At 38.6% G+C, this 11,677-nt stretch carries 15 protein-coding genes; all 15 read left to right on the top strand.

What is annotated here, in order from left to right; all coding sequences use genetic code 11:
* The first annotated feature begins 1 nt into the window (after position 1).
* The 15 genes from ODU39_RS04080 (at position 2) to ODU39_RS04010 (ending at position 11,555) form a co-directional block, all read left to right on the top strand.
* Positions 2–442 carry a hypothetical protein gene (locus ODU39_RS04080; protein WP_105135062.1) on the top strand — a complete coding sequence of 147 codons (441 nt, stop codon included), beginning with the start codon at positions 2–4 and terminating at the stop codon, positions 440–442.
* Between the two features lie 15 nt (positions 443–457).
* Entirely contained in the window at positions 458–1,006 is a 549-nt protein-coding gene (locus ODU39_RS04075; protein ID WP_002938103.1) for a DUF6630 family protein, read from the top strand.
* Positions 1,007–1,080: 74 nt separating this feature from the next.
* A complete protein-coding gene (locus ODU39_RS04070) occupies positions 1,081–1,800 on the top strand; it encodes an O-methyltransferase (RefSeq protein WP_398579950.1) in 720 nt (239 codons plus the stop codon).
* 60 nt (positions 1,801–1,860) lie between these two features.
* Positions 1,861–2,862, top strand: a complete 1,002-nt coding sequence (gene prsA / locus ODU39_RS04065; RefSeq protein WP_014735705.1) for a peptidylprolyl isomerase PrsA — start codon at positions 1,861–1,863, stop codon at positions 2,860–2,862.
* Between the two features lie 264 nt (positions 2,863–3,126).
* Positions 3,127–3,612, top strand: coding sequence for an LURP-one-related/scramblase family protein (locus tag ODU39_RS04060; RefSeq protein ID WP_398579949.1), 486 nt, complete (start codon positions 3,127–3,129; stop codon positions 3,610–3,612).
* Positions 3,613–4,221: 609 nt separating this feature from the next.
* Positions 4,222–6,840, top strand: coding sequence for an alanine--tRNA ligase (gene alaS / locus ODU39_RS04055; protein ID WP_398579948.1), 2,619 nt, complete (start codon positions 4,222–4,224; stop codon positions 6,838–6,840).
* A gap of 56 nt (positions 6,841–6,896) precedes the next feature.
* Positions 6,897–7,262: a hypothetical protein gene (locus ODU39_RS04050; RefSeq protein ID WP_398579947.1), complete on the top strand. Its 366-nt coding sequence runs from the start codon at positions 6,897–6,899 to the stop codon at positions 7,260–7,262.
* A 370-nt stretch (positions 7,263–7,632) separates the two neighbouring features.
* The gene (locus tag ODU39_RS04045; protein ID WP_105139491.1) at positions 7,633–7,830 is read left to right on the top strand and encodes a hypothetical protein; all 198 of its coding nucleotides are present in this window, start codon (positions 7,633–7,635) and stop codon (positions 7,828–7,830) included.
* A gap of 127 nt (positions 7,831–7,957) precedes the next feature.
* Positions 7,958–8,524, top strand: coding sequence for a metalloprotease family protein (locus ODU39_RS04040; protein WP_172030076.1), 567 nt, complete (start codon positions 7,958–7,960; stop codon positions 8,522–8,524).
* 12 nt (positions 8,525–8,536) lie between these two features.
* Positions 8,537–8,752 (top strand): helix-turn-helix domain-containing protein, encoded by a 216-nt coding sequence (locus ODU39_RS04035; protein WP_172030075.1) that lies wholly within the window; start codon positions 8,537–8,539, stop codon positions 8,750–8,752.
* Positions 8,749–9,507 (top strand): DUF3169 family protein, encoded by a 759-nt coding sequence (locus ODU39_RS04030; protein WP_172030074.1) that lies wholly within the window; start codon positions 8,749–8,751, stop codon positions 9,505–9,507. The genes ODU39_RS04035 and ODU39_RS04030 overlap by 4 nt, the downstream gene beginning before the upstream one ends.
* Positions 9,508–9,528: 21 nt before the next feature.
* Positions 9,529–9,753, top strand: coding sequence for a hypothetical protein (locus ODU39_RS04025; RefSeq protein ID WP_161942447.1), 225 nt, complete (start codon positions 9,529–9,531; stop codon positions 9,751–9,753).
* Positions 9,754–9,854: 101 nt separating this feature from the next.
* Complete coding sequence (locus ODU39_RS04020; protein ID WP_205014821.1) at positions 9,855–10,544, top strand: CPBP family intramembrane glutamic endopeptidase; 690 nt, start codon at positions 9,855–9,857, stop codon at positions 10,542–10,544.
* Positions 10,545–10,679: 135 nt separating this feature from the next.
* The gene (locus tag ODU39_RS04015; RefSeq protein WP_228381485.1) at positions 10,680–10,871 is read left to right on the top strand and encodes a hypothetical protein; all 192 of its coding nucleotides are present in this window, start codon (positions 10,680–10,682) and stop codon (positions 10,869–10,871) included.
* A 9-nt stretch (positions 10,872–10,880) separates the two neighbouring features.
* Positions 10,881–11,555, top strand: a complete 675-nt coding sequence (locus tag ODU39_RS04010; RefSeq protein ID WP_398579946.1) for a lysostaphin resistance A-like protein — start codon at positions 10,881–10,883, stop codon at positions 11,553–11,555.
* The last annotated feature ends 122 nt before the right edge of the window (positions 11,556–11,677 follow it).

Below are 11,677 nucleotides of genomic sequence, written 5' to 3'. Positions count from 1 at the left end.
AATGATTTCCTATAAACGTTCGATTGTCATTCCCAGTGTGATTAGTCTTGTTTTCATCTTGCTCGGTCTTGGTGGTTTGACCAGACCTGAACCATCTGTGGGAAGTGTTGTCTATTTGATATTTTTACAACCTTTGCTGGTTTATTTATATATATTGAGAAAGCAAAAGGCTGTTTTTATCTTGACAACACAGTACATAGAATTTCAAGAACACTTTTGGAGTGAACGTCAGCGCCATTCGTTAGAAGAGATTGCGGAGATTCGATACATCGTTTCTCCTGTCTATCGTGGCTATCAGTCGAAACGTTTGCGAATTGTAGGAAATAAGGGGGCACTACTTGCAGTCGTTAATTTGAATAAGCTTGATGGTGCAGATTTTAATGATATTTACCATTTTGTAGAGCAAGTAGCACCGCATATAAGATGGGATTTTTCAAATTAATAAAGAGAGGGGACTATGTTAACAGAAGAACAACTACAAGATATTTTTGAATTAGCAGATTTAATGTCAAATGGTGATAGGGAACTATTTCTCCAACTTAGAGAAGTAGTCTTCGCCAGTGATCCACACGAGATTCTCAATTTTATGGAACGTATTTTAGATTCAGAGTCATTCGATGATTTCTTGGATCGTGTTGGAGAGTCTGAAAAGGAAAATCTTTGGTTAATCTTGATAAAATTACTAGAGCATTTGAACTATATTTGTGTGCGTGATTATAAGGACAATCTTGAAGATTTTATCTACTTTTTTGATTGCCTTCAGCAGGTCCGCAATGCGGGAATTTCTCTTAAATTGGATTCAGGTGGATTAAGTCCAATTGCATCTATTTCAGAATGGGCAAGAGTCATTGATAACAAATATCTTGATGAAAACTTTTGTCTAGGGGCAGTAGATATGGACACGGATAGTTACTATCTCTTTTTCAGTAAGCAGGCGACTTTTATTCGACTTCAAGAACTAGCTGGAAATTTAGGGTATCGAATTGATTACGCCAAAAATATGTAAAGAAAAGGTGGGGAAACCTACCTTTTAGTGTGTTGAGGAAGAAAATCTTGTCGGCTTATGATATAATGGATTCTATGGTCGAATCATATAGTAAAAACGCAAATCACAATATGCGCCGTCCGGTTGTCAAGGAAGAAATTGTGGATTTTATGCGAACACGTCAGGCGCAAAATACAGGTTTTTTGAAAGAACTGGAAGAGTTTGCTCGTCAAGAAAATATTCCAGTTATCCCTCATGAAACGGTAGCTTATTTCCGCTTGCTGATGCGGACACTCCAACCTAAACGTATTTTAGAAGTTGGAACTGCTATTGGCTTTTCTGCTTTACTGATGGCTGACAATAGCCCACATTCGAAGATTACAACGATTGATCGAAATGAAGAAATGATTGGCTTTGCAAAGGAAAACTTTGCCAAATATGATCAGCGCCAGCAGATTGAATTGCTGGAAGGGGAAGCCATGGATATTCTTCCGACTTTACCAGATAACACATATGATTTTGTTTTCATGGATTCTGCTAAATCAAAATATATTGTATTTTTACCAGAAGTCTTGAAAAAGGTCAAAGTAGGTGGTTTAATCATTTTGGATGACATCTTCCAAGGAGGAGATGTTGCCAAAGACATCAAGGATGTCAGAAGAGGGCAGCGAACGATTTATAAGGGATTGCAACGTTTATTCGATGCGACATTGGATAATCCAGATGTGACTGCTAGTCTTGTTTCCATGAGTGACGGTCTTCTTATGTTGAGGAAAAATGTAGAGAATGTTGACTTAAAACATATAGAAATTTAAGAAGTTTTTAAGCTTTTGTGTTATAATAAAGGGGTTAATGAAAAAAGGAGAGAGTCTTTAATGAAACAAACTAAAAAAATTCTCGCAGGTGCAGTAACACTCTTTGCTGCAGTAACACTCGCTGCTTGTTCCAATGCAGCTGATAAAGATATCATTACGATGAAAGGTAACACGATTACTGTGTCTGAGTTTTATGAGAAAGTGAAAACAAACTCACAAGCTCAACAAGTTTTGCTGTCAATGGTTATCAGTAATGTATTTGAAAATCAGTATGGTGACAAAGTCTCTGCAGAAGAAGTAAATAAGGAATATGATAAGAAGGCAGAACAACTTGGTGCTTCTTTTAATGCGGCACTTTCTTCGGCAGGATTGACAGAAGAATCCTATAAGGAACAAATTCGTACCAATAAATTGGTTGAGTATGCTGTAAAACAAGCTGCTGAGAAAGAATTGACAGATGAAAACTACAAGGCAGCTTATGACGCCTATACACCTGAAGTAACAGCACGTGTCATTAAGTTGGCAGACGAAGCTAAAGCAAAAGAAGTTTTAGCTGCTGCACAAGCTGAAGGTGCAGATTTTGCTCAATTGGCGAAAGACAATTCCACGGATACTACTACAAAAGACAATGGAGGCGAAGTTAAATTCGATTCAACTTCAACAACTGTTCCAGCAGAGGTACAGAAAGCAGTATTTGCCTTGGATGCAGGTCAAGTCGGAGCGTCGGTGATTTCTTCGGTAGATATGAAGACGTATACAACGAGCTATTATGTTGTAAAATTGGATGCTAAATCAGAAAAATCTGCTAAATGGGAAGATTATAAAGATAAGCTGAAAGAAATTATTTTGGCACAAAAGCAAAGTGATTCATCATTTGTTGCTACTGTGCTGAAAGAAGCACTCCAAAAAGCAAACGTTAAGGTTAAAGACAGTGCTTTCCAAAATCTTCTTTCACAATATGTGACAACAGAAGAAAGCAGTTCTTCTTCAACGAAGAGTAGCTCTTCATCGACTGAAAGTTCTTCTTCTACAACAGAATCTTCTAGTTCATCAGGTCAGTAATTGACGATTTACTTATTAAGAATCGGTACTTGACACCTTAGTTCAGAAAATTGGCGGTTGCTGCGAGCCATCTAAGCCAAGTATCTTGCTACTTAATATTACAATTGAATAGTAGAACCTGTATTCACAGTTTTCGGCTTATATATAAAAGTTTTTTGCTTGTGGATACAGTTTCTTAAATGAGAATGACAAGTCATTGAATGAAGGTGGTACCGCGGTTTTTCGCCCTTCGTTTGGTTTCTTGTTATTTTTTTGGAGGTTATCATGAAGCAATTTCAAGTGAAACAGCGCTTTACCTTTGGTGGTGAAAAATTTGATATTTGTGATAGTTTTGGGAATCTTGCCTATCAAGTGGAGGGCTCTTTCCTCGAAATTCCAAAACGGTTTATCGTGAGAAATTCCAGAGGTGGAGAAGTTTGTCAGATTACCAAGAAGTTTTTGACCTTCCTGCCCCAGTTTACCATTGATATGGCAGACGGTCATTCTTTCTACTTGCAAAAGGAACTTACTTTTTTCAAGGATCGCTATACTGTGGAAAATCTAGGTTTAATCCTAGATGGAAATATCTGGGATTTGGATTTTCGCTTGAAAAGGCCAGATGGTATGCTCGTGGCTGAAATCTCCAAAGAACTCTTTCATTTAACTTCTCATTACTCCGTTACTGTATTGGAGGATTCCTATGCAGATTTGGTCATTTCCTTAGTGGTCGCAATTGACTACATCGAAATGATGGAAGATGCATCGAATTAATCGTGAAATAATCATTCAGTTTAACTATTTCGTTAAATTGAACCCGCCTAACTATCACTTATGAAAGGAAAGGGCATCGAGTTTATTCTGAAATGAACTCGGGCTACGGACTTTCCCCTCAATTATTACTATTATGAAAGGAAATGTTCAATTTGGATAATTTTCTGAATTGAACCCGCCTGGAAGGCTCGCTTCTTTCTAATAATAATTTTTCAAAATATCTAAACGAAAGGAAAGGGCATCGAGTTTATTCTGAAATGAACTCGGGCTACGGACTTTCCCCTCAATTATTACTATATGAAAGGAAATGTTCAATTTGGATAATTTTCTGAATTGAACCCGCCTGGAAGGCTCGCTTCTTTCTAATAATAATTTTTCAAAATATCTAAACGAAAGGAAAGGGCATTGAGTTTATTCTGAAATGAACTCGGGCTACGGACTTTCCCCTCAATTATTACTATATGAAAGGAAATGTTCAATTTAGATAATTTTCTGAATTGAACCCGAGCTAAAAGCGTCGAGAAAAAGATAGACCGCCTAGTGCGCTGGCGCACAGCGTTGGTCTCCTATTTTCTTCTCGCTTTCTTAACGCTCTTGGTATCTTAGTTTATGAAAAATCTATCTTCTGCTCAAATTCGTCAAATGTGGTTGGATTTCTGGAAATCAAAGGGTCACTCTGTTGAGCCTTCAGCAAACCTTGTCCCAGTTAACGATCCAACTCTTTTGTGGATCAACTCTGGTGTGGCAACTCTTAAAAAATATTTCGATGGCTCAGTCATCCCTGATAACCCACGGATTACAAACGCCCAAAAATCCATCCGTACCAACGATATTGAAAACGTTGGTAAGACAGCCCGCCACCACACCATGTTTGAAATGCTTGGCAACTTCTCTATTGGTGATTATTTCCGTGATGAAGCGATTGAGTGGGGCTTTGAGCTCTTGACAAGCCCAGAATGGTTTGCCTTTCCAAAAGACAAGCTCTATATGACTTACTATCCTGATGATGTGGATTCATACAATCGTTGGATTGCTCTTGGTGTTGAGCCAAGCCACTTGATTCCGCTTGAAGATAACTTCTGGGAAATCGGTGCAGGTCCTTCTGGTCCAGATACGGAGATTTTCTTTGACCGTGGTACTGACTTTGACCCTGAAAACATTGGTATCCGTCTCTTGGAAGAAGATATTGAAAATGACCGTTACATCGAGATTTGGAATATCGTATTGTCCCAGTTCAACGCAGACCCAGCTGTTCCGCGTTCTGAGTACAAGGAATTGCCAAACAAAAACATTGATACTGGCGCTGGTTTGGAGCGTTTGGCAGCTATTTTCCAAGGGGCTAAGACCAACTTTGAAACGGACCTCTTCTTGCCAATCATTCGTGAAGTTGAAAAGATTTCTGGTAAGACCTATGACCAAGATGGCGACAACATGAGCTTCAAGGTTATCGCAGACCACATCCGTGCTCTTTCATTTGCTATTGGTGACGGTGCTCTTCCTGGAAATGAAGGCCGTGGTTATGTCCTTCGTCGTCTCCTTCGTCGTGCTTCTATGCATGGTCAACGTTTGGGCATCACAGAGCCATTCTTGTACAAATTGGTGGAGACAGTTGGCAATATCATGGAAAGCTACTATCCAGAAGTACTTGAAAAACGTGCCTTTATTGAGAAGATTGTTAAGAGTGAAGAAGAGTCATTTGCTCGTACTATCCATACAGGTTCACAATTTGCTGAGCAATTGATGGACAAATTGGCAGCAGAAGGTAAGTCTGAGATTGATGGTTGTGACATTTTCAAACTCTATGATACCTATGGTTTCCAAGTAGAGTTGACAGAAGAATTGGCTGATCACCGTGGTATGACCCTTGATATTGCTGGCTTTGAAGCGGCTATGAAAGAGCAACAAGACCGTGCACGTGCCTCAGTTGTCAAAGGTGGTTCAATGGGCATGCAAAATGAAACCCTGGCTGCTATCACAGAAGAGTCAACCTTTGTTTATGGTCAAACAGCTCTTGAAGCAAGCTTATCTGTCATTGTGGCTGATAATGCGCGTACAGAAGCAGTCTCAAAAGGTCAAGCCCTCCTTGTCTTTGATCAAACACCATTCTATGCAGAAATGGGTGGTCAGGTTGCAGACCATGGTTTTGTGAAAAATACTGCTGGAGACATTGTTGCGACTGTCATCGATGTGCAGAAAGCACCAAATGGTCAACCATTGCACACAGTTGAACTGTCCACAAGCATTTCAGTTGGTCAAACCTACACACTTGAAATCGAAACAAAACGCCGTAAGGGTGTTGAGAAGAACCACACAGCAACTCACTTGCTCCATGCAGCTCTTCACAATATTATCGGTGAGCATGCAACACAGGCTGGTTCCTTGAATGAGCAAGACTTCCTCCGCTTTGACTTTACGCACTTTGAGGCAGTTACTGCGGAAGAACTTCGTCGTATTGAAGAAGAAGTCAATGAACAAATTTGGAATGCCATTCCAGTTGTGACGGTTGAAACTGATATTGACACAGCTAAGGAAATGGGTGCCATGGCCCTCTTCGGTGAAAAATACGGTAAAGAAGTCCGAGTGGTGACAATTGGTGATTATTCTGTTGAACTCTGTGGTGGTACTCATGTTGGTAACACCGCTGAAATCGGTATCTTCAAGATCTTGAAAGAAGAAGGTATCGGTTCAGGTACCCGCCGTATCATCGCGGTAACAGGCCGTGAAGCCTTCCTTGCCTATCGTGACCAAGAAGATGCCCTTAAAGAAGTGGCAGCAACCATCAAGTCACCACAGATCAAGGAAGTACCAAACAAGGTTGAAAGTCTTGCTCAGCAAGTTCGTGATCTACAAAAAGAAAATGCTAGCTTGAAAGAAAAAGCAGCAGCAGCGGCAGCAGGTGATGTCTTCAAAGATGTCAAAGATGCTAATGGCATTCGCTACATTGCCAGCCAAGTCCAAGTTTCTGATGCAGGTGCTCTTCGTACCTTCGCTGACAACTGGAAGCAAAAAGACTACTCAGATGTCTTGGTGCTGGTTGCTGCAATCGGTGACAAGGTCAATGTCCTTGTAGCCAGCAAATCAAGCGATGTTCATGCAGGGAACCTCATCAAAGTCCTTGCTCCAATCGTAGCAGGTCGTGGTGGTGGTAAGCCAGACATGGCCATGGCAGGTGGTAGCGATGCCTCTGCAATCCAAACCCTCTTGAACAGCGTAGCTGATAATCTATAATCGCTCAATAAACTCTTTTATCCATTGGGTAGAAGAGTTTTTGGTATAATAAAAACATGATTTTGGTCTTTTATTTTCTTCTGCAAGTCATCAATATACTGTTTATCTGTCTAATAATATCCTATCAGATATGGAATTGTCTATTAATTATTCCCCTCTATCTCATTTTACGTTTCATAAATTATGAAATTTGCCGCCTGTTAGGATATTATGCTTTGGATGAAATGGGGCGCTTTGGATACGGTACCAAGGAAGTCCTCTATCCACGTTTTAGAAAGATAGAGCAAGTCTATAGGAAGAAATACAATCAGCGAAGCAGAAAGCACCAGCTAATTTACTACGCAGGTTTTGTTATGATTTATTCGGTTACTGATTATCGTCGCAATGTTTGTTACCGAGGTAGTCAAATTGATGATTGGTGAGAATTCAGGGGAAGTAATCATAGGAGTATTTATCATAAGCATTCTTCTTTTATTTACTTTAGTGTATGGCAAGCTGCAAAGCTATAAAAGAAATTATGCAAAGTGGTTTAATTTAGAGATTATCATGTGGGAACATGGACATCCAGTCTTTCGAGAAAAGAAGCGAGAGTAATCTTGCTTCTTTTTTAATGAATTTTGGCTATCCTGACCAATATTTACTACATTTTGACAATTTTCATAAACTTTTTGACAAAAATTATTATTTTTTTGACAAAGATACTTGTCAAAAAGAAAAGGAAGTATTACAATGATATCAAGATAAAAATCAAAAAGGTTCATCTGATACGATGAACAGATACGGAGTCACCAAATGAAACAACCTTTTATGATTACAGGAACAACCATTGCGCGTGCAGTTGAAATAGGGGCCATTCTATTATTGGCTTACATTCTTCTTTCTGATTTGCTGGGTTGGAGCGATATGGACACAGTTCTAATGACTACTCTAATTGCCTCAATTGCTTGTATCGAAGCAAGTTTACAAATGGAGAAAAAAGAAAATAAGTAAAAGGAGATAGATCGTGAAACGACACATTTCAGCAGATATGGTAGCAATTATTTTCGGCTTACTAATTGGAGTTGCTCTAGGACTATATAGTTTAGTCTAGCTTGTAGGAAAATGAAGGAGACGATACATGGAAGCGAAAAAGAAATTATTTGAAGTCAATATCATGGAAAATAAGAAGTTTGTGTGGGGATTGAATATTCTTGCGATTGTTCTGGTCTTCCCATTTGCTCTGCTATTTGGTAAGTTAGCGTTTTCCTTGCTGGCTAATGTAGATCAAAATTTGCCGCTTACCTTACCAGAGTTATGGATAGCAACAGTTCTATTTCCTATTTTGATAGTTGTACATGAAGCTATTCATGGATTATTTTTCAAGATTTTTTGTCCTGAAAATCCTGTTAAGTTTGGTTTTAAATGGAAATCGGGGATGGCCTATGCGACCAGTCCAGGTTCACTCTACAATCGGATGCAAATGCTAGTAATCAGCTTGGCTCCCTTTGTTGTGATTAGTTTGGGCTTGACCATGTTAGCAGGTTTGGGGATGATGAATACCACTCTCTACTTCATGGTAGCAACCATGCATGCGGCCTCTTGTGCAGGCGATTTCTACTATACTTATCTTTTATTGGTCAAGTTTGCCAAGGAAAATATAGCTGTCGAAGACACAGAAACAGGCTTGATTATCTACCAAGCCTAGAAAGGAAAACTCATGGAATATGTCTTAAAAAATCGGCTCAAGGAATTGCGAGCCAGAGATGGTCTCAATCAGACAGAGCTAGCAAAATTAGCAGAGGTATCACGGCAGACTATTAGCTTGATTGAACGGGGCGAATACACGCCCTCGGTGGTCATTGCTATGCGGATTGCACAAATTTTTAATGAAAATGTGGAGAATGTTTTTCAATCAGTGGAGGTAGAAAAATGAAACAGGGAAAACAAATTTCAACGAAACAAAGATGGATGAGATATTCAGCCTATATGCTGATTTCAGCAATTTTGGGTGGCTTTATCGGTTTCTTTGGAGTATTAATCTTTAAATTCAACCTGCCTTCTTATCTCAATTTAGATAACTTTCTAATTTGTTTGAGGATTATTACATTTGTAATTTTCGCTGGAACCGTATATTTTGGTGTTAAAGCTAATCAAAATTATAAACTTTATCATTCCATTTCAGATGAGGATGAAGAACGTGTTGATGAACTATATAAGAAAATGTATCGTAACCTAGAATACGCGACCATATCATTCAATGTTGCCGTATCATTGACTCTGTTAAATTTGGTTCTAGGATTTGGTGTTACCTTCTTAGAAGACGGCGCGATCATGTACGGGTCAATTTTTGATGTAGTTTTCTATGTCATTCTTCTCATTTCTCAGATTTTTATCATGAAATTAACTCAGAAAATTCGTGATTATAAGTTATCCGCTTTTGCTACGGTAAAAGAAATGAAAGACTTTGCTGAGGCAATGGACGAAGGTGAGAAACAAGCAAACTACAAAATGAGTTTCCAAATCGTCTTCACTTTGAATCAAATCGTGTTACCAGGTTTATATCTTTTCCTATTTGTACTTAGCATGCTATTGCAGGAACGACAAATTACGGCTTTTCTAGTTGTTGCATTTTTACATATTTACATCAATGTGATGCAGGTTCGCATGATCCGTCGTTATTTTAAATAATGAAAGGTTTTGGTAGTGATTATGAAAGAGAATAAAAAGTTTACATCGATTCTAAAAATTGTTTATTTCGTGGGGTTAATCGGCCTTGGTATGTACGCAGTTGGCTATATTTTCGGAGAGTGGCTGGCTACTGGGCAGATTGATTTGTCAAACCTGAATATCCTCTTGCCATTGGTTTTGGGCTTGCCAGCTCTGCTGTCGTCATTTAGTTTCTCTTTTATTACTTCGTTAACTCGCCTTGCCTAACTCCAGTTATGCCTGCGGCTCGTTGCCTCGTACTAAAAGTAAACTAAAAGACTTTATCTTTCAACAAACGAAAAATAATTATTTATATTAAGGTGATTGCTATGAATAGACTTGGAAGTGTCAAAGATTGGAATGTGGTTAAAAATTGGAAGTTTCTCTTAGTGGGACTGGCTGTCGTTGCACTAAATGTATTGACCCAGATGGCTATGTTTACTCTACCAAATTTTGATGGGAAAAACCTTCTGATTGCTGCTGCCTTCTTGTTGGTTGCTGTAGTGCTTGGTCTTATCTTGACTGGTAAATTAGGTCTGTGGAAAGGTGAGCAGAAGTGGGGGATGGGTGCGAATGTTGGTTTTATAGCCCTCGCCTTTATCGTTATGTTTGGTCTGAAAATAATTGGTGGACAATTGATTATGCTGGAAGAGGGATACGGTCAGACGACTGCCAATCAGGAAATTATCAACAATTCAGGCTTGCCAACCTTAATTTTGTTTCTCTTTACAGTTTTCTTTGCTCCAGTTTTGGAGGAACTGCTTTTCAGAGGGATTCTTATGGGGAAAGTCTTTGGAAAGGATTCGATTGTGGGATTATTGCTATCAAGTTTTCTGTTTGGACTTATTCACAATCCGACCAATATCGGATCTTGGGTTGTCTATGGAGGTATGGGCCTGGTCCTGGGACTCGCCTATCGTATTTCTGGCAAATATACCAATGCACTTATTCTACACAGTCTGAATAATCTTCTCGGATTTTTGTTGATGCTACTGATGCAGAGTCTGGGCTTGATATAGGAGGATACGATGGAACTATTTTTATGGATTCTTGTAGGATTTCTATTTTTCAATTCTCTATCAGATAGGAAAAAAGTGAAGCAGTTGCAAGCTAGGGTAAAAAAGTTGCAGAAAACTACAAAAGGAGAAAATCAGATGTCAGTTTTATTGAAAGAATTGGTCGGAAGTAAGGCTAAAATCCGCTTTGATGAGGAATTTATGACCATTTACGAATACAGCATTTTAGCTGTGGATGAGGAGTGGGTTAAAATTTCTCGTGAATTAGCGGAAGGAGAGATTGAAACCAAGTTGGTACGAATTGATAATATTGTTGATTTGAGTTTTTAGGGAGGGAGTATGTTAAAATTTATCAAACACATTGCATTATTGTTTTTATTTTTTGTTGCTTATCAAATTATTTCTGGGTTTTTGATGGTAGGACCGTCATTACAAGCTATTCCAGAATTTCCAGCTCAATTGATTGTGAATATGATTTTGATTTGTGCGATTATTGGCATTGTTCTCGGAATTGCATTTACAATTGTATTATGGAAATTTGTGTATTCTCGGCATACCATTGACTATAGTGTATCTTCATCATGGTTCCATAAGTTTCAATGGCCTATTTTGCTCTATATTGCATTTTTCATCTTCCAACTTTTGGTACCTATATCTGAAAGTCAAAATCAAACCTTGGTCATCCAATTTGTGTCTGCCTACCCCTTGGTTTCATTTTTATCAGTCGTAATCTTTGCTCCGATTTTAGAGGAATTGATTTTTAGAGGTTTGTTGGCGACCTATTTCTTCCCTAAAATGGCAGATATGAAGGCTGTTGGAATCTATCTTGCTGTAACGGGTTCTTTGTTTAGTTTGGTCCATATGCCAACAACCATTCCGCAGTTTCTAATTTATTTCACTATGGGTCTCAATCTTGGTTGGCTCTATTTAATTAGACGAGATATTCGCTATCCGATTGCGCTACATATGTTAAATAATGGAATTTCCTATTTGATGATTCTATTTTTGGTATAGACAATATGTAAAGACCCCCAGTTGAGAATTCGTGGATTTACCTGTACACTAGAATAAAAAAACAATCAACTTCTAACAGGAATTACCACACTCAATTGGAGGTCTTATATGTTTCATTTTAC

The sequence above is a fragment of the Streptococcus sp. 2021WUSS126 genome (genome assembly GCF_044427255.1).
Taxonomy (GTDB): Bacteria; Bacillota; Bacilli; order Lactobacillales; family Streptococcaceae; genus Streptococcus; species Streptococcus hashimotonensis.
Note: the sequence above shows the minus strand (reverse complement) of the source record. Positions and strands in the feature narration are given on the sequence as shown.